17 protein-coding genes and 1 tRNA gene are annotated in these 18,293 nt (G+C 61.2%); 11 read left to right on the forward strand and 7 right to left on the reverse strand.

Going from position 1 to position 18,293, the window contains the following annotated elements; genetic code table 11:
- Positions 1-83: 83 nt before the first annotated feature.
- The 9 genes from OVA07_RS07745 to OVA07_RS07785 all read left to right on the forward strand — a co-directional run bounded on the left by OVA07_RS07745 (position 84) and on the right by OVA07_RS07785 (position 10,364).
- Positions 84-1,604 carry a peptide chain release factor 3 gene (locus tag OVA07_RS07745; RefSeq protein ID WP_268170880.1) on the forward strand — a complete coding sequence of 507 codons (1,521 nt, stop codon included), beginning with the start codon at positions 84-86 and terminating at the stop codon, positions 1,602-1,604.
- 46 nt (positions 1,605-1,650) lie between these two features.
- The gene (locus OVA07_RS07750; RefSeq protein WP_268170881.1) at positions 1,651-2,523 is read left to right on the forward strand and encodes an alpha/beta fold hydrolase; all 873 of its coding nucleotides are present in this window, start codon (positions 1,651-1,653) and stop codon (positions 2,521-2,523) included.
- Positions 2,523-3,080 (forward strand): pyridoxamine 5'-phosphate oxidase family protein, encoded by a 558-nt coding sequence (locus OVA07_RS07755; RefSeq protein ID WP_268170882.1) that lies wholly within the window; start codon positions 2,523-2,525, stop codon positions 3,078-3,080. Before OVA07_RS07750 ends, OVA07_RS07755 begins: the two co-directional genes overlap by 1 nt.
- Positions 3,081-3,087: 7 nt before the next feature.
- Positions 3,088-3,825, forward strand: coding sequence for an endonuclease/exonuclease/phosphatase family protein (locus OVA07_RS07760; protein ID WP_268170883.1), 738 nt, complete (start codon positions 3,088-3,090; stop codon positions 3,823-3,825).
- Between the two features lie 174 nt (positions 3,826-3,999).
- Positions 4,000-4,338 (forward strand): P-II family nitrogen regulator, encoded by a 339-nt coding sequence (locus OVA07_RS07765; RefSeq protein WP_011444354.1) that lies wholly within the window; start codon positions 4,000-4,002, stop codon positions 4,336-4,338.
- A 35-nt stretch (positions 4,339-4,373) separates the two neighbouring features.
- The gene (locus OVA07_RS07770) at positions 4,374-5,792 is read left to right on the forward strand and encodes an ammonium transporter (RefSeq protein WP_268170884.1); all 1,419 of its coding nucleotides are present in this window, start codon (positions 4,374-4,376) and stop codon (positions 5,790-5,792) included.
- A 260-nt stretch (positions 5,793-6,052) separates the two neighbouring features.
- Positions 6,053-8,224, forward strand: a complete 2,172-nt coding sequence (locus tag OVA07_RS07775; protein WP_268170885.1) for an EAL domain-containing protein — start codon at positions 6,053-6,055, stop codon at positions 8,222-8,224.
- Between the two features lie 77 nt (positions 8,225-8,301).
- Positions 8,302-9,420, forward strand: coding sequence for a pyridoxal phosphate-dependent aminotransferase (locus tag OVA07_RS07780; protein ID WP_268170886.1), 1,119 nt, complete (start codon positions 8,302-8,304; stop codon positions 9,418-9,420).
- Between the two features lie 5 nt (positions 9,421-9,425).
- Positions 9,426-10,364, forward strand: a complete 939-nt coding sequence (locus OVA07_RS07785; protein WP_268170887.1) for a prephenate/arogenate dehydrogenase family protein — start codon at positions 9,426-9,428, stop codon at positions 10,362-10,364.
- A 7-nt stretch (positions 10,365-10,371) separates the two neighbouring features.
- Here the strand turns inward: OVA07_RS07785 and OVA07_RS07790 are convergent, their stop codons facing one another.
- The 4 genes from OVA07_RS07790 to ftsE are packed head-to-tail and all read right to left on the reverse strand — an operon-like array spanning position 10,372 to position 13,308.
- Entirely contained in the window at positions 10,372-11,070 is a 699-nt protein-coding gene (locus tag OVA07_RS07790) for a lysophospholipid acyltransferase family protein (protein WP_268172649.1), read from the reverse strand.
- Positions 11,070-11,591 (reverse strand): YdcF family protein, encoded by a 522-nt coding sequence (locus OVA07_RS07795; protein WP_442789667.1) that lies wholly within the window; start codon positions 11,589-11,591, stop codon positions 11,070-11,072. The genes OVA07_RS07790 and OVA07_RS07795 overlap by 1 nt, the downstream gene beginning before the upstream one ends.
- 23 nt (positions 11,592-11,614) lie before the next feature.
- On the reverse strand, positions 11,615-12,550 hold the full coding sequence (locus OVA07_RS07800) for a cell division protein FtsX (protein WP_268170888.1): 936 nt from the start codon (positions 12,548-12,550) through the stop codon (positions 11,615-11,617).
- Positions 12,547-13,308 (reverse strand): cell division ATP-binding protein FtsE, encoded by a 762-nt coding sequence (gene ftsE / locus OVA07_RS07805; protein ID WP_268170889.1) that lies wholly within the window; start codon positions 13,306-13,308, stop codon positions 12,547-12,549. Before ftsE ends, OVA07_RS07800 begins: the two co-directional genes overlap by 4 nt.
- 149 nt (positions 13,309-13,457) lie before the next feature.
- Here ftsE and OVA07_RS07810 point away from each other — a divergent pair, with 149 nt between their 5' ends.
- Both OVA07_RS07810 and OVA07_RS07815 read left to right on the forward strand, forming a co-directional pair.
- Positions 13,458-14,276, forward strand: a complete 819-nt coding sequence (locus OVA07_RS07810) for an MJ0042-type zinc finger domain-containing protein (RefSeq protein ID WP_268170890.1) — start codon at positions 13,458-13,460, stop codon at positions 14,274-14,276.
- 165 nt (positions 14,277-14,441) lie between these two features.
- Positions 14,442-14,528: transfer RNA gene (locus tag OVA07_RS07815), tRNA-Leu, on the forward strand.
- Positions 14,529-14,643: 115 nt separating this feature from the next.
- Here OVA07_RS07815 and OVA07_RS07820 read toward each other — a convergent pair.
- From OVA07_RS07820 to OVA07_RS07830, 3 genes are all read right to left on the reverse strand, one after another.
- Positions 14,644-15,846 (reverse strand): nucleotidyltransferase family protein, encoded by a 1,203-nt coding sequence (locus OVA07_RS07820; protein ID WP_268170891.1) that lies wholly within the window; start codon positions 15,844-15,846, stop codon positions 14,644-14,646.
- A 108-nt stretch (positions 15,847-15,954) separates the two neighbouring features.
- The gene (locus OVA07_RS07825) at positions 15,955-17,667 is read right to left on the reverse strand and encodes an ABC transporter ATP-binding protein (RefSeq protein WP_268170892.1); all 1,713 of its coding nucleotides are present in this window, start codon (positions 17,665-17,667) and stop codon (positions 15,955-15,957) included.
- 16 nt (positions 17,668-17,683) lie between these two features.
- Positions 17,684-18,166, reverse strand: a complete 483-nt coding sequence (locus OVA07_RS07830; RefSeq protein WP_268170893.1) for a lasso peptide biosynthesis B2 protein — start codon at positions 18,164-18,166, stop codon at positions 17,684-17,686.
- Between the last annotated feature and the right edge of the window lie 127 nt (positions 18,167-18,293).

Below are 18,293 nucleotides of genomic sequence, written 5' to 3' on the forward strand. Positions count from 1 at the left end.
CGGATAGGGACCGGTACTGTCAAGCGTGTGCCGCGCGTCAAGCATGTGGACGAAAGGGCTGGCGGGCGCTAACCGCGCTTTCCATGTCCAATCGTCGCACCTTTGCCATCATTTCGCACCCTGACGCGGGTAAGACCACGCTGACTGAAAAGCTGCTGCTGCAAGGCGGGGCCATTCATCTTGCGGGCGAGGTGAAGGCGCGCGGGGCTGCGCGGCGCGCGCGGTCTGACTGGATGAAGATCGAACAGCAGCGCGGGATTTCGGTCACGTCGTCGGTGATGACGTTCCAGAAGGACGGCATCGTGTTCAACCTGCTGGACACGCCGGGGCACGAGGACTTTTCCGAAGACACGTATCGCACGCTGACCGCGGTGGATTCTGCCATCATGGTGATCGACGCGGCCAAGGGGATCGAGCCGCAGACGCGCAAGCTGTTTGAAGTGTGCCGGATGCGGTCGGTGCCGATCATCACGTTCGTCAACAAGGTCGACCGCGAAGGCCGCAGTGTGTTCGAAACGCTGGACGAAGTGGCCGATGCGCTGGCGCTGGACGTGGTGCCGATGTCGTGGCCCATCGGCATGGGCGGCCTGTTTCAGGGCGTGATGAGCTTTGCCGACGAAACCATTGCCCGCCCCGAAGGCGACAGCCGCGAATTTCTGGGCAAGGTGGAGCCGGCGACCGACATCCCGGATGACATTGCCGAGGAAATCGAACTGGCGCGGGCTGGCTATCCTGAATTCGACATCGAAGCCTATCGCCATGGCGATCTGACGCCGGTCTATTTCGGGTCCGCTCTCAAGAACTTTGGCGTGGCAGACCTGATCGATGCGATTGCAAAGTTCGCGCCGCCCCCGCGCCCGCAATCGTCCGATCAGGGTACGATTGATCCTGAACGCGCGGACGTGACCGGCTTCATCTTCAAGGTGCAGGCCAACATGGACCCCCAGCACCGTGACCGCATTGCCTTCATGCGGATGGTTTCGGGCACGTTCAAACGCGGCATGAAGCTGACGCCTTCGGGGCTGGGCAAGCCGATTGCGGTGCATTCGCCGATTCTGTTTTTTGCACAGGACCGCGAAATTGCCGATACGGCCGAGGCGGGCGATATCATCGGGATTCCCAACCACGGCACTTTGCGCGTGGGCGATACGCTGTCTGAAAAGAACGATGTGCGCTTTACCGGGCTGCCCAATTTTGCGCCGGAAATCCTGCGGCGGGTGGCGCTGAAAGATCCGACCAAGACCAAGCAGTTGCGCAAGGCGCTGGACGATCTTTCGGAAGAGGGCGTCATTCAGGTGTTCTATCCTGAAATTGGTTCACAATGGATTGTTGGTGTGGTGGGGCAGCTTCAGCTTGAAGTGCTGATTTCCCGGCTTGAGGCGGAATACAAGGTTGAAGCCGGGCTTGAAGCATCGCCCTTTGACACCGCACGATGGCTGAAAGGTAACGATGCGGCGTTGAAATCCTTTGCAGATTTCAACAAGTCGAACCTTGCTAAAGACCGTGATGGCGACCTTGTGTTCATGGCGCGATCTTCCTGGGATGTGAGCTATCAGCAGGAACGCAATCCCGAACTGGCGTTCTCTGCGACGAAGGAAAGGTAACCGGGCGGGGTTGAAACCGGACAGCATCGGGCGCAGTTAGCGTGCCATGCAGCTTCTTGGCCCCACATCGAACACGTTCATCTCGCAGCGCTTGCGGCTCCACTATGTGGACTGGGGCAATACTGACAAGCCCCCGCTTCTGCTGGTGCATGGCGGGCGCGACCATTGCCGGTCATGGGACTGGACGGCCGAGGCGCTGCGCGAAGACTGGCACATCATTGCCATGGACCATCGCGGCCACGGCGATAGCCAGTGGACGCAGGACGGCAATTACCGGACGATGGACCTTGTCTATGACGTGGCCCAGTTGATCCACCAGCTTGATCTTGCACCGGTAACCATCGTTTCGCATTCGTGGGGGGCCAACACCAGCCTGCGTTATGCAGGGCTATTTCCTGAAAATGTGCGCAAGATCGTGGCGATCGAAGGTCTGTTCCCGACGCCTGAGCGCGAAGCTTTGCTGAAGGACGTGCCGTTCGCCCGCCGGGTGCGCGAATTCATTGGCGAAAAGCGCAAGGCTGCGGGGCGTCTGCCGCGCCGTTACCCGTCGCTGGAAGACGCCTATGCGCGCATGAAGGGGGAAAACCCCTACCTGACCGACACACAGGCGCGGCATCTGACGATTCACGGAATTAACCGCAACGAAGATGGCACGTTCAGCTGGAAGTTTGACCCACATCTGAATGTCGATGGTGCGCCCTATGACATCAGCATAGACCAGCGGAACGAGCTGTGGCGGGCGATTACGTGCCCGACGCTATTGCTGAACGGCGCAGATTCCTGGGCTGGAAACCCTGACAGGAACGGAATGGGCGAGCATTTTCGCAGCGCCGAAGTGGTCGAATTCGAAAATGCCGGGCACTGGTTGCACCATGACCAGTTTGACAAGTTCATCGCCACGCTGAAGGGTTTTCTCTGATGGCAGAGTTTACCGACCGCATTACGCCAGAACATGAAGCCATGATCGGGCGGCAGTCGGTTTATTTCATTGCCACAGCGGCGGCTGAAGGGCGGATCAACCTTTCGCCCAAGGGGTATGACAGCTTTCGCGTCCTGGGGCCAAACCGCGTTGCCTATCTGGACCTTGGCGGTTCCGGGAATGAAACCCACGCGCACCTGCTGGTCGATGGGCGCATCACGGTGATGATGTGCAATTTTCATCAGCCTGCGCTGATCCTGCGATTGTATGGCCATGGCAAACCGGTGCTGCCTGCTGATGCGGCATGGAATGAACTGGCCGCGCATTTCGACATCCTGCCGGGCACCCGCCAGATATTCGACATTGCGGTGGACAGCGTGCAGACCAGTTGCGGCTGGGGTGTGCCAGTGATGGCGGTGGACCATGAACGCCAGACATTGGTGAAATACCACGCGCAGGCCGACCCGGTTGCGTGGGAAGCCAAAGTGGCGGGTCGCACCCGCAGCATTGACGGCCTGCCGGTTCGACCGACTGACCGCTACATCGGCGGCAACTGATTCCGGCGTGAAGCTTAAAGTCGCCAGCTATAACATTCACAAGGGCGTGGGGCTGGACCGACGCCGTGATCCTGACCGTATCGTGTCGATCCTGCGCGAGATCGACGCCGATGTGATTGCCCTTCAAGAGGCCGACCGGCGGTTTGGCCTGCGCGAAGCGGTGATTCCGCGCGCGACGCTGGACGATCACAGCCCATGGCAGGTGATCGAGCCAAGGCATTACGATCGTGCGCGCACGGCCGCCAGCATGGGCTGGCATGGCAATGCCCTGCTGGTGCGGCGCGGAATCGAGGTGGTCGATGCCTGCGCGGTGCCGCTGCCGACCATCGAGCCGCGCGGCGCAGTATGCGCCAGTCTATCCATCGGCGGGCAGGTGGTGCGGGTGCTGGGCATGCACCTTGATCTTTCCGGACTGCGGCGGCGCCATCAGGTGGAAGCCGTGTGTGGCCATGTGGATAGCTATCCCGATCCTGCCCATGTGGTGATGATGGGTGATCTGAACGAATGGTCCAATACTGGCGGCGCGCTGGGCGCATTTCCCGCACCGTTGCGGGTGCTGGCACCGGGGCGCAGCTTTCCTTCACGCCGCCCGGTGGCACAGCTTGACCGGATCGTTATCAGCGCCGGCTTGGAGATTGACGGGCTGGGTGTGCATCACAGCCCGCTGGCGGCCGTCGGGTCGGACCACTTACCAGTGTGGGCAACGCTGCGCCTGCCTGCAAACGAAGCAGGCATCCCTGCCTAAAAATTAGGCATAGCCCGATTGCTGCCCAAGATTCGAGCGCGTTTAACCGCCCGGCGGGCATTTTTGTTCCCGTGAATCGCTGAATTCGTAGCTTTGCGGATTTGGCACGCCCCTTGCTTAATCATTTGTGCCGGCAGGTCGCTCGGCACGAAGGGCCATGAAAAGGGGGCATGAATGAAATTCATCATCGCCATCATCAAGCCGTTCAAGCTCGATGAAGTGCGTGAAGCACTGTCGGGTCTGGGCGTTGCTGGGATGACGGTGTCGGAGGTGAAGGGCTTTGGTCGGCAGAAGGGCCAGACCGAAATCTACCGCGGCGCTGAATACTCCACCAATATGCTTCCCAAGGTGAAGATCGAAATCGCTGCCAGCGACGATCTTGCGCCGCAGATCGTGGAAACGATCCAGCAGGCCGCCAGCACCGAAGCGATTGGCGACGGCAAGGTCTTCGTGCTCGACCTCGCATCGGCGACCCGTATCCGCACCGGTGAAACCGGGGATACCGCGCTTTGAGCGCGCCTTCCATTTCCGACCTTAGGGGAACCAACATGATCCGTAAGATGATCGGTGGCTTGGTGGGAACGGGCGCTTCGCTCTTTGCCGCTACGGCCGCTTTTGCACAGGATGGGCCGATCAAGGCACCATCGGTTGAACAGATGGCCGGCATGGTCAACAAGGGCGACACGACCTGGATGCTGATTTCGTCAGCCCTCGTCCTGATGATGAGCGTTCCGGCGCTCGCACTTTTCTATGGCGGTCTTGTCCGCACCAAGAACATGCTCTCGGTGCTGATGCAGGTCTTCATGATCGTTTCGGTCGCAGCGCTTGTCTGGGTAAGCTGGGGCTATTCGATGGCCTTCACCAGCGGCAGCCCGTTCGTCGGTGGCTTCTCGAAGATGTTTTTGATGGGCGTTGACGCAACGACTTATGCGGCAACCTTCTCGAACAACGTCTACATCCCTGAATACGCGTTCGTCATCTTCCAGATGACCTTTGCCTGCATCACCCCGGCGCTGATCGTCGGTGCCTTTGCAGAGCGCGTGAAGTTCTCGGCGCTGATGGTCTTCACCGTTCTGTGGCTGACCGCGATCTACTTCCCGATGGCGCACATGGTCTGGTACTGGGCTGGTCCGGATTTCCTGCCTGACGCTCCGACTGACGCTGGTTTCCTGTGGGCGATGGGTGCACTCGATTTCGCTGGCGGCACGGTCGTTCACATCAACGCCGGTATCGCAGGCCTCGTGGGCTGCATCATGATCGGCAAGCGCGTCGGCTTCGGCAAGGAAGCTACCCCGCCGCACTCGCTGACCATGACCATGATCGGCGCTTCGCTGCTGTGGGTGGGCTGGTTCGGCTTCAACGCCGGTTCCAACCTTGAAGCCAATGGCGTGACCGCACTTGCCTTCATCAACACTTTCGTTGCCACTGCCGCCGCCGCCGTTTCCTGGGCGATTGTCGAGCAGATCCACCACGGCAAGCCTTCGATGCTGGGCGCTGCAACGGGTGCCGTCGCCGGCCTTGTCGCGATCACCCCGGCTTCTGGCCTTGGCGCTCCGATGACCTCGATCGTTCTCGGCCTCCTCGTTTCGCCCATCTGCTACATCTTCGTCAGCACGGTGAAGAACAAGCTGAAGTATGACGACACGCTCGACGTGTTCGGCGTGCACGGCATCGGCGGTATCGTTGGCGCCATCGCCACCGGCATCGTTGCGGCTCCCTCGCTTGGTGGCCAGGGCGTGTTCGACTACACCGTCTTCCCCGCAGGCTTCGACGCTGACAGCTACAGCATCGGCACCCAGGTGATGACGCAGATCAAGGCGGTCCTGTTCACTCTCGTGTTCTCTGGCGTCGGCTCGGCAATCCTCTTCTTCATCGTCGACAAGACCATCGGTCTGCGTCCCAGCGAAGAAGCAGAGCGCGAAGGCCTCGACATCTCCGAACACGGCGAACGCGCCTACAACATGTAATTTACCGAATTGGCGGAGTGGGGGAACCAGATCCTCTCCCTCTCATCCCTCACTCCGCCAAACCATGTTCCTCCTGCGAACAGACTTAAGGCCGGAAGCGCTAGCCCGCTTCCGGCCCTTTTTTTGTTTGCGATTGCAGCGTCACACAGGGCGAAACTGCCTTGGCCTGTGGCGCAGCACATGGAAAACATCGTTAATCATCCGTGAACTATACTTAAGTACTACCGCATATCGTGAAGTGATTGCGGGAGTGCGCAGCAGTGTTCGCAAAGGGACGTGCCCTATTTGGCCAAGCTGTTTCAGCGGCGGCAAAGGTGGATGTGCCATCGGGCATGGGCGATGCAGCCGCATTGGTCCGGGCCTATGAATCGCTAGGGCTGGGCAGCTTCTGGAAAACGGACAGCGAAGGTTGCCTGACCTACCTTTCCAGCGCTGCCTCTGCTGCGCTCGGCGTTTCGGAAGGTCTTGCAGGTCGTCGATTGCTGGACCTGTTTCTGCGTCCTGAGGGTGAAAGTGAGCGCACCCTGCCTTTCGTGATGGCGCGCAAGGGGCGTTTTGAACGGGTCACGGTGCGGTCCGAACGTGCTGGCGAAGTGCGCTGGTGGTCGGTTTCAGGTGAGCCAAGGCAGGTTGGCGGCGAGTTCGTCGGGTTTCTGGGCCATTGCGTCGACATTACGACTGAACGCCTTTCGGCAGAGGAAAACTCCCATCAGGCGCTGCACGATCCTCTGACCGGGCTGCTCAACCGTCGCCATATGTCGCAGTTGCTGGACAAGACGCTGACAGCGTTTGCGCCGCAGCAGCGATCATGTGCGACGATGTTGATCGACCTTGACCGATTCAAGCAGGTCAATGACACGATGGGCCATGCCGCAGGCGATGCCCTGTTGCAGCAGGTGGCAGACCGCATGGTGCGGGTAGTGGGTGACAAGGAGCGAGTCAGCCGGTTGGGCGGGGACGAATTCCAGATTATCCTGCCCGATCAGGATGACCGGGGCGTGTTGGGCGATATCGCCACGTCGCTGATATCCTCGATTTCGCAGCCCTATTCCATCGACGGCAATCGCTGCATCATCGGTGCTTCGGTAGGGGTGGCGATTTCGCCCTATGACGGCGATGGCAAGGATGAACTGCTGCGCAATGCCGACCTTGCGCTTTATGCCGCCAAGGGCAGCGGACGCGGGCGTTTCCGCTTTTTCTGCCCCGATCTGCTCAAGGCCGCAGAAGACCGCCGCCTGTTGGAAGAAGATCTGCACGACGCGCTGGAAAAGGGCGAACTGGAGGTTCATTATCAACCGGTCGTCCGCGCGACGAGCAACATCGTGACCGGAGTGGAGGCGCTGGTGCGTTGGAACCATCCTGAGCATGGCATGATAAGTCCGGCCCGGTTCATCCCGATTGCCGAGGAATCCAAGCTTATCAAGGTTATCGGTGAATGGGTCTTACGGCAGGCTTGTGCCGATGCGGCGCACTGGCCTGGCAATTTGCGCGTGGCGGTGAATGTGTCGGCGGTGCAGTTTGCCGATGAAGGGTTTCCGGCGATTGTCGCCAGCGCGCTCGCTTCAACGCAGATCGACCCCGACCGGCTGGAACTGGAAATCACCGAAGGGGTGTTCCTGCAGGAAGGATGCACCACGGACGCACGCTTCAACGCACTCAAGGGGCTGGGCGTGCGTCTGGCGCTGGATGACTTCGGGACGGGATATTCCTCGCTTTCCTATTTGAAGACCGCGCCGTTCGACAAGATCAAGATCGACCAGTCGTTTGTGCGCGGTGCTACGGGGGCGGATTCGCGCAACCGCGCAATCATTGCTGCGATCGTTGCCCTGGCCGAGGCGCTGGGCATGGATACAACCGCCGAAGGCATTGAAAGCTTTGATCAGTTCGAACTGATGAAGCAGCTTAAAGTTACGCTGGTTCAGGGCTATATCTATAGCCAGCCCATCCCGAATGACGAATTCGTCGCCAATCTGGCGGGCGGGCAATGGGAAATCGAACCGGTTGGCCCGGCGCACCAAAGGCATGAACGCCAGGCGATGTATCGCCGTGTGGGAGTGGTGCATGACAACCACTATTACCCGGTAGTATTGCGCAATCTTTCCGCATCCGGTGCGCTGATCGAAGGGTTGACCGATGTGCCGGTGGGCACGACCTTCGTGCTCGATCTGGGCGACGGACAGCTTACCGTGGCCACAGTCCGTCGTAGCCGCAAAAGCCAGCAGGGGCTGGAATTTGAAACTATGCTGGTGTCCGATGGCAATGGCGGCATGTGCGCGCGGGTGCGGGTATCGCCCTATCAGCTTGTCGCCGCAGGTGTGCCACAGAACATGCGGGGCGACGGGCCGCATCTGATCGGTCAGGCTGACGGAAAGATGAGCCTGCCGGCCTTCGGCATGGCCACGGACTGGAAAGCACGAAGCGAAGCGGCCTGATGCGTTAGGGCTTCGCTCTACTTTCCGGCTTTTCGGGTGTTTCCACCGGGCCTGAAAATGCTCTAAGGGCGCTGTCCATGGATAACGCTCAGGATTCTGCCGCACGCCCGACGCCCAAGGACTGGATTGCGGGAATTCATGCCTATGTGCCAGGCAAGTCGACCGGGGCCGACGGACAGGTTCTGACCAAGCTATCGGCCAATGAAAATCCACTGGGCACAAGCGCGGCTGCGTTGGCAGCGCGGGCAGTGGCCGGTGATCCGGCGCGTTATCCCGACCCTGACAGCAACGAACTGCGTGTTGCGATTGGTGCAGTTCACAACATTGATCCTGCGCGTATCGTGATGGGCACGGGGTCTGACGAACTGCTCAATCTGGCGGCGCAGGCCTATGCCGGGCCGGGCGATGAAGTGCTGTACGTGCGCTATGGCTTTTCCGTTTACGATATTGCTGCCCGCCGTTGCGGCGCCGTGCCGGTGATTGCGCCCGATGCCGATTACGGCACCGATGTCGACGCGCTGCTCGCCTGCGTGACTGAACGGACACGGGTGGTGTTCCTTGCCAACCCCAACAACCCCACCGGTAGCTGGCTGCCCAAGGCTGAGGTCGAGCGGCTGCATGCAGGTCTGCGCGGCGATATCCTGCTGGTGCTGGACGGGGCTTATGCCGAATATCTGGACCTTGCCGATGATGACGGGGCGCTGGATCTGGCGGCGCGCGCCAACAATGTGCTGGTGACGCACACCTTCTCGAAGATCTATGGCCTCGCCGGCGAACGCATCGGCTGGGGCACCGGGCATCCGGCGATTGTCGATATGCTCAACCGTATTCGCGGGCCGTTCAACATTTCGCTGACCGGGCAGGCCACGGGCCTAGCCGCAGTGCGCGATCAGGCCTTCGTTGTGGCATCGCGCCAGCACAACAGCGAACAGCGCACACGTTTTGTCGCGCGGCTGGAGGCTTTGGGCAACCATGGCGTGCGGCCACTACCCAGCAAGGCCAATTTCGTGCTGATCCTGTTTGAAGGCGCGCTGAGTGCGGAACAGGTCTATCTGGGGCTGATGGACTACGGCTATATTACTCGCTGGCTGCCGGGGCAGGGCCTGCCGCAGGGGTTGCGCATCACCATCGGCACGCAAGCGCAGATGGACGAAATTGCCGAAGCCATCCGCGTGATGTGCGAGGCTGCGAAGTGAGCGGGGTGGCTCCTTTCGCACAGGTCACCCCCTTCGCGCAGGTCACCATCGTCGGGCTGGGCCTGCTGGGTGGATCGATTGGCCATGCGGTGCAGGCATCTTTGCCCGGCGTGACGGTAGTGGGCTTTGATGCCGATGCCGATGTGCGGGCCAAGGCGCGCGAACTGGGACTGGCGCACCGGATTGCCGACACGTCCGAGAGTGCGGCACAAGGGTCTGATCTGGTGATCCTGTGCGTGCCAGTAGGGGCGATGGACGCGGCTGCACGAGCGCTGGCGCCGGGGCTTTCACCCGATGCGCTGGTCAGCGATGTCGGGTCATCCAAAGGCACCGTGGCGCGGGCATTGGCTGAAGCATTGCCGGGCCACCACGTCATTCCCGCGCATCCCGTGGCCGGGACCGAGCGAAGCGGGCCGGATGCAGGTTTTGCCACGCTGTTCCGGAACCGCTGGTGCATCATCACGCCACCCGCCGATGTCGATGCGGCATTGCTGGCGCGTCTGGTGACGTTCTGGGAGACGCTGGGCGCGCGGGTTGAAACGATGGACGCTGACCATCATGACAAGGTTCTGGCCGTCACCAGCCACCTGCCGCACCTGATTGCCTATACAATTGTCGGTACAGCGTCAGACCTGGAACAGGTGACACAGAGCGAGGTCATCAAATATTCGGCGGGCGGTTTCCGTGATTTTACCCGCATCGCGGCATCTGATCCGACGATGTGGCGCGACGTGTTTCTGACCAACCGCGATGCAGTGCTGGAAATGCTGCAGTGTTTCACCGAAGATCTGACCGAGCTGCAAAAGGCCATCCGCAAGGGCGATGGCACCATGCTGTTCGACCAGTTTACCCGCACCCGCGCCATTCGCCGGGGCATCATCGAAATGGGGCAGGATGATGCGCGTCCCGATTTCGGGCGCGGAGACCACAGCGGCACGGCCTGAACGCGCGTCAGGTGTGGTTCAGGCCGTTGATGGCGGCCTTTACGCGGGCTTCGATCTCGTCGCGTGGCAGGCCGGGGGGGATTTCTTCACCAAAGCGGTATTGCACTGTGCCTGCTTGTTTCCAGCGGCGGTGGTAAAGCGGGCCGCTGTTCACTGCCACGGGGATGACCGGCAAGCCTAGCAGTTTGTAAATCCCGGCAAATCCCGATTGCAATTCGCGTTGCTGCCCATGGGGAATGCGGGTCCCTTCGGGGAAGATCACCAAGGGGCGGCCTTCGGCGATGCGGCGGCGGGCCTCGGTCAGCATGGTGCGCAGTGCGCGTGCTCCGGCTTCGCGCTCCACCCCGATCAGGCCAAAGTGCGCGCCGACTTTGCCCCAGCCGGGAATGCGCAGCAGTTCAGCCTTGGCGAAGACCACAGGGTTTTTGAAAAGCCAAGGCAGATCAATCGCTTCAAAGAAGGCCTCATGGCGAATGGCATAAAGCACACCGGGACGCAGATCGGCATTTTGCAGATCCACGCGGATGCCAAGTAGCCAGCGGCAGCACAAACGATGCCACCCGCTCCACCCGCGAACCGCGCTGCGAAAGCCCGCCTGCCACACGTTCATGAACAGCACCGAAACGCACACGAACACTACCGAGCCGCCATAAAACGCTGGATAGAAAAGCAAATTTCGGACCGTGGAAAGCGCTTGCCGTATCATTACCAGCCGATCATCCATGCCACCATGCGGGCCAGAAGTTTGTTGTATTCCAGAAACAGAATGCGAAAGCTGGGCCGCGATGCGACCGCATCTTCAAAGATCACCGTACCTCTGGGCGCTTCTTCGGCCAGATCGAAAGCAGCGCGGCGCATGTGCCAATCGGTGGTTACCAATCTGACCGAATGCAACCGGTTTTCCTTGATCCAGCGGGCGGATTCGACCGCGTTGGTGCGAGTATCCACCGCGTCATAGCCCAGCGTGATGCAGCAGGCCATCAGCCTGCCCGGTACCTTGTATTCAGCAGCAAATTCGCGCGGGCGCACTTCGCGGTCAACGCCCGACACCAGCATCCGCCGGGCCGCGCCGCGTTCAAGCACGCGCAGGGCGTGGGGAATGCGGCCGCTGCCGCCGGTCAGCACGATCAGCCCTTCGGTGCGCAGCGGTTCATTGGCGGGGCGCGGCAGGAACATGGCGAACCAGATGAAGCCCAGCGCCCAGGCGATGAGCAAAAGCGACAGCATGCGCCGGAAGATGCCGTGACGGGTCACAGCATGCGCCGCAGTGCGCTGAGCACGGAATAGCGGGCGGTCAGTACCGCCAGCAGCACGCCAGCGAGCGGAATGGCGCAGATGACCAGCCAGTCGGTCCACACAAGGCCAGTCGATGTCATCATGCCGGAGCCGAGCGCGGCGAACTGGTTGCCCATCAGGAATATCGCCAGCGTACCCAGCAACAGTCCGCCGATGCCCCCAGCAGCGGCGTCTATGGCCATGGAGCGCTGGAATATGCGCGCGATCTGCGCATCGGTGCCGCCCAGCATGTGGACGATTTCGATCGTGGTACGATGGTTGCCCAGCGCATTGCGTGATGCGAGCAGTACAGCAGCGACGGTGGCGAAAGCGAGCAGTGCGATCAGGCCGCCAGCCAGCCATTGCAACGCGCCGATCGCTTCGAACACGGGAGCCAGCCAGCTTGCCTGTGCATCGACACGTGCGGCAGGCGCTGGGGTTTTGAGGCGGGCACGCAGCGCGGCCAGTTCTGCCTTGCCCGTATGACCGGACAGACGGACGTCGATCAGGGCGGGCACGGGCAGGGCGTCGATATCGTCGCCTGCATTGGTGCCAAGCCACGGTTCGACCAGCGCATCAAGTTCTGCCTGCGGAACAAGGCGGGCCGAAATCACGCCGGGAGCCTGTTTCAGGGACGCCAGGGCGGCCTGTGCCTGCCGATCGCGCTCACGCGGGGCGCCGTGAACGATCTGCACGGTGGCGCCACCTGCAAGATCGGCGCTGGCTGCGCGCGCGGTGTTGCGCAAGGCAAGGCCGCTGGCCGTTGCCAGAACGGTAAGACCGATCATGATGGCAATGACCCATGGCATCGGGCCGGACAGTTTGCCTTGCGGCAGCAGACGGCTTTCCGCGCTGGCGCGATCACGCCAATCGCCGCGCAATCCGCTGACTATAGCGGGAAATACGCTCATGCTTCACCACGCAGAAGGCCGCGCGGGGCCGGAGGCGTCGTCGCGGCGCGGCGCGGAGGATAGCGCAAGGCACCGGTGGGGTCGGACAGGCGGCCCTTGTCGAGCCGCATTATCAGCGATTCCGGCATCTTCTGGATCAGATGAATGTCATGCGTGGCAACGACGACGGTGGTGCCCAGCCGGTTGAGCGCTTCGAACAAGCGCAGCAGTTTTACCGCCATTTCCGGGTCGACGTTGCCGGTCGGTTCGTCCGCCACCAGCAGGTCTGGCCGCCCGATGACGGCGCGGGCAATGGCGACGCGCTGTTGCTCGCCGCCCGAAAGCGTGGCGGGGCGGGCATGGCTGCGATCACCAAGGCCGACCCATTCGAGCATGTCCGACACGGGCCGGATGATGTCCTTTTCGGGCACACCTGCCACGCGCAGCGGCAAGGCGACATTATCGAACGCGGACAGGTGCTGCACCAGCCGGAAATCCTGAAACACCACGCCCAGCCTTTGCCGGAACCCCGGCAGCCGATCGCGCGGCAGGGTTATTGCATCGGTGCCGAACATGCGGATCAACCCGCGCGAGGGACGCTGTGAAAGATACAAAAGTTTGAGAAGGCTGGTTTTCCCAGCGCCTGATGCACCGGTCAGGAAGTAGAACTGACCCGGAAACAGCGTGAAGCTGACATCGGTCAATACCTCCTTGCCCGTGCCGTAGCGCAGGCCGACATTGTCGAAATGGACAATCTCCGCGTTGTCTTGCTGGCTCATGTGAAGGAGACTGTACCCGGTTGTTTCGCACAATATCGTTACGCTTAAACGGCTATACGCGGCAATCCATGTGGAAAAAAGGCCACAGAGGCGTTTCTTCGTGCGTGAAGCTATTGTTTCGACAGGCTGGGCCATGCTTAACCGGTAAGATGATTATCGCCTGCCCCGCTTGCTCGACGCGCTATGTCGTTCCCGACAGCGCCATCGGCGTGGAAGGCAGGACCGTGCGCTGCGCGCGGTGCCGCCATTCCTGGTTCCAGAACGGTCCCGAACTTGCCGAACGGGCTGAACCGCTGGTTGAGGCTGCTATCCCGTCGGAGCCGCAGCCTGAACCCCGGCCAGAACCCCAAGCCGAGCCAGCACCTGTGTCACAGCCCGCAACGGCAGCGCCTGTGGCTTCGCCTGATCCGGTTGAGCGGCCTGACGTTCCTGCGGCGGGATATTCTGCCCCGCCGCCACCGGTGGCGCGCAAGGTTTATGACGATGTGGGCGGCGATGACGGACATTCTCCGTTCGACCATCAGCCGCCGTTCCGTCCACGCCGCAATCCGGCCAAGTTGTGGACCATGGCGGCAGTGACCTTTGCGCTGTCGGTTGCGGGTCTGGGTGCGGCGGCTTGGTATTTCGGCGTGCCGCAATGGTTGCCCGGCGCTGGACAGACATTTGGTGCGGACCGGCCCGATCTGGAATTGTCGTTCCCGCCAGAAAAACAGGATCGCCGAAAGTTGCCCAACGGCACTGAATATTTCGGGGCGAGCGGAACTGTGACCAATGTGGGCAAAGACGTTCGGGTGATCCCTGAAATTCTCATCGTACTGCGCGATTCGCGCGACAAGGTGGTGAAAACCTGGGAAGTGCCGCCACCCAAGGAAGAATTGGCACCCGGCGAAAGCGTGACGATCAACGCTGCGGTGACCGATGTGCCCCAGTCTGCCAAAGTCGCGGAAATTGGCTGGAAGCCCGATTGATTTCCTGATTGAGCGTCCGATCGTGCCCATTGCCGATGCGCGATTACGTGGCTCTTCCGATAAAAAAGTTCTGATCGTTGTTGCGCCCCTCAAACTCCTTTGCTAGGGGCGCGCTCCTACCCCCCACGGGGAGCCAAATTTTGGTTTGGCACCTCGTTTGATTTTGCGGTCGTGGCGGAATTGGTAGACGCGCAACGTTGAGGTCGTTGTGGGCGAAAGCCCGTGGAAGTTCGAGTCTTCTCGACCGCACCATCACTTTTCCAGACAATGTGATCTTTGCCTTCGGGCAAGCCGCGTCATGCCGTATTAAGCGCATGATCGTGATGTGTGCTTGCCAGGGTAGGCCTATTTGGTCTGCAGGGCCAGCTCAGCCCTGTTTGAGCCAATTTAGCGTAGCGACTTCGCGCATGGTGCTTTTGGTGATGGTTTTTACCCGGCGCGCGGCAAGATAGGCTGCGCCACGCTGCACGAGCCACGCCGGATAGGCGAGCCAGCGTATCGGGTTATTGCCCTGCACCTGCAACATTCCGGCAAGGCGTAGCGGATTTGGGGTCAATGCCGCGCGGATGGCGGCCCGCCAGCCAGATTGCCGTCCCTTGCGCATGCTGAGATTGCGCAGGAATTTGTGATGTTCGGCGTCATCTTCGTCGCGCAGTATGGCTTCTTCGGCTACGTCGATGTGATCGGCCATATTGCCGCAGGTTTCCGCCAGTGCCGCCGGCACCCAAGTCGCCCCATATTTCAGCGCCAGTGCGGCCACGAGCTGCAACGAGCGTTCAAGGCCCAGCGCGTTCGCCTCGGCAATCAGTGCGGGCCAGTCAACCTTTCCGGTTTTTGCAGCAAAGTGCAGATCGGCCAGGATCAGCGGGCCGTTTTCAAACATGTGATGCAAAGTGGCATGTTCGACCAGATGCAGGAAATTGGCATGCATGGACGGAACGCGGATCGGCACGCCAGAAAGGGTGATGGTTTCCGCCTCATCATGCATCCGCTGAACCAGTTGCGGCTCTTGAGGCCATCCACGGGCATTCAGACGATGGTGGATTTCGAACGAGATGCCGCGATGGGTATCCAGAAGTTCGGGCAACTGGTGGCCAAATTCGATGCCGTAATGGTCCGCCCATGAGGCCACTTCATAAACGCCGGAATCGATCATCAACTGCTGGGTGTGTTCGGCAATCTCAGCCGGCACCAGCAGATCGAGATCGCGCAATGGGCGCAGCCGTCCTTCGGGATAATCGGCAAAGGCGAGGCGTGCGCCCTTGAGCGCAATGGGGGTGATATCGTGGGCTTTGAGGAATTCCACTGCCTGAGTCAGAGCGATCAGGTGCCCGAAGGCCGACATCGTATGAAGGCGCAACTGATCGGCGATCATGGCGCTGCATTCCGTGGGCACCAGATGCGCCGATTTTGCATGCTGAATGGAGCGATCGAGCAGCGGAGCAGCACGTTTGTCAGTGGCGAGTTCAACCAGTTCGCCCCAGCGGGCTTCGGTCAAATCGGTGAAAACACTGCCGAAATCGCTGTCGGGAGCGGCGCAGATGCGCATGAGAAGTTCGGCAGATTGCATGATGGCAGCATCAGATCCGGTAATTGTGCGCCCGGCGCTTACGGCCTTAACATGGCGGGACTGATGATTAGGTCTGGCCCCGATGGCTGTCAACGTGCGCGCAAGGGTTCAGGCTATGGTCCCGTCCACGATGCGCACTTCGCGGCTGGCAATAGCCTGCAGGGCACCGCCATGTGCGATGACCAGAACAGTGCAGCGCTGACCAAGGCGTAGCACCGCACGGGCGATGGCTTCATCGTTTTCCCTGTCGAGCGCGCTGGCAGCTTCATCCAGGATCAGCAGGTCTGGCGCGCGCAACATGGCGCGGGCCAGAATGAGGCGCTGGCGTTCACCACCCGAAAACTGATGGCCGTTTTCACCGACAATCGTATGCAGACCATCGGGCAGGCGGAGTACGAAATCGGCAGAGGCTTCGGCAAGGGCGTGTTCCAGCGCGCGATCATCAGTGTGGGGTTGCGCCCACAAAAGGTTGTCGCGAACAGTGCCGGTGAACAGCACGGGCATTTGCTGAACATACGTAACGTGCGAGCGCCATGTTCGGCGCATGGCGAAATCAAGCGCGTTGCCATCGATCAGCAGCTCGCCTGAATCGGGAGTCAGCAGTCCACCGATCACATCGGCCAGTGTGCTTTTGCCTGCGCCGGATGGGCCAGTGAGCGCAGTGACCGTGCAGACGGGCAGATCGAGGCTGATGGCATTGAGCGCAGGCCGGGTGCGTCCGGGATAGTGAACGGTGACATCGCGCAGGCCAATGGTGGATACAGCTTGCGCAATCTGCAAATCGGCATCGTGGTCGGGTTCGCGCGCGGCTTCGGTGCGTTCGATCAGGCTGATCGCGGTATCGATGGCGGGACGGGTATGCGCCCAGTCCTGCATGCAGCCCTGCAGTGCCATCAGCAGCGGCAGGCCACGTGCAAACAGCGCCACCATCGGTAGCAGGGTTACCATGTCCAGATGCCAGTACCGCACCGAAATCCAGATGGCGAGCGCCAGGAAGCCGGCGCTGGCGATCTGCATGACAAGCTGACCGCGCCCGTTGCCGCGCACGAAGCTGCGTTCGGTGGCGTAAAGGGTAGCGAGTTCATCGCGCAGGCGGTGTTCTGTCGCGCGTTCTGCGCCAAAGCTCTTGATGACGCGCAGCGCGCCGAGGCCTTCGGTCAATTCGGCATGGATGCGGTCATAGACATCGTCCAGCGCGCCGCCCAGCGACCGGGCCTGCTGGCGCAAGCGGCGATAGGCGATCAGCACGAGTGTTCCGCCGACTACGGCCGCTGCGGTGAGTGTGGGGGATATGGCTAGCGAGGCAGCACCCACGCCGAGCAGCGTGACCACGGTGACCGCCCCGCCGATAACCCGATCGATCCCCATCCCGACCCGGTCGATCGTGGTGATGAGGAGGCTGGCGTTTTCGCTTTGTCGCATGGACGAAAGAACCCGCCAATCACAATGCAGCAAGCCGCGCCACGCCCGCATCCGCAAACCGTCAACCAAATTGCGCTGCACGGTAAGCGCCACCAGTGCCCGCCAGTAGTTGAGCACTGCGCGCAGCGTTACCAGCGACACGAAGATCAGCAGCAGCAGATCGAAATGGGCGGCTGTGCTGGAAAACGCGGCGATTCCGGCAAGCGCAGGAGGCAGCGTTGCTGCGCCGCTCATGATGCCAAGAATCGGCACCAGCAGAACCAGGCCGATACTTTCGGTTGTGGCCGAGGCCAGCGACAGCACTGCCAGCAACGCAATCAGGCGGCGGTCAACCTGGGCAGCAAGGATGCGAAGGGCGTGGGTCAGGATGATGTCCGATGTGGTTTGCGGGCGGGGCAAGTGACAGTATGGTGGATCATAGGGAGGGCGGAACCTGAAATTCCGAAAAGCCCGAAAGATCGCCGCCAGTGACCACGGTGTCGCTCGCCGCCATATCGTCCACCACCAGCCAGGCATGGGCCAGCAGTGGGCCTCCGGCTTCGCGCTTCACGCCGATGCTGACTCTTGCAGGAATGCCCAGCGTGCCCAGCCAGCGCCGCGCGGCGAGGCATTGCACCAGACAGTCCGACCGCCATGGCACGCGCGGCGGGGCAACCTGCATGGCATAGGAAATGCGTGCGACGATGGCTCGCTGTTCAGCGCTCAGCGGTACGAAGCTGTGGGCGCCATTGAGCAGGGTAGGGGCCTTGCCCGGAATGCCAAGCTGGCGGACCGAACGCCGGGCCAGCAGGTATCGCGCCAGTGCCAGTTCTGCCACTGCCCGCAAAAGGTCGAACAGGCCGGAGGGGCCGATGCGAAAGAGCTTCGGAATTTCGCAGATGGCCTGCCCCAGTGGCACCTTCCTTTGTGGAGGTCGAAGGAGTGGGAGGTCTGGCGCGGGGTCGGGCATTGCCTGAGCGGGTTCTTTGCCTGATGGAGGGCTTTGCTGGTCGCATTGATATCCCGCCTTTGCTAGTTGCATTGCG

The organism is Novosphingobium sp. SL115, assembly GCF_026672515.1.
Classification (GTDB): domain Bacteria; phylum Pseudomonadota; class Alphaproteobacteria; order Sphingomonadales; family Sphingomonadaceae; genus Novosphingobium.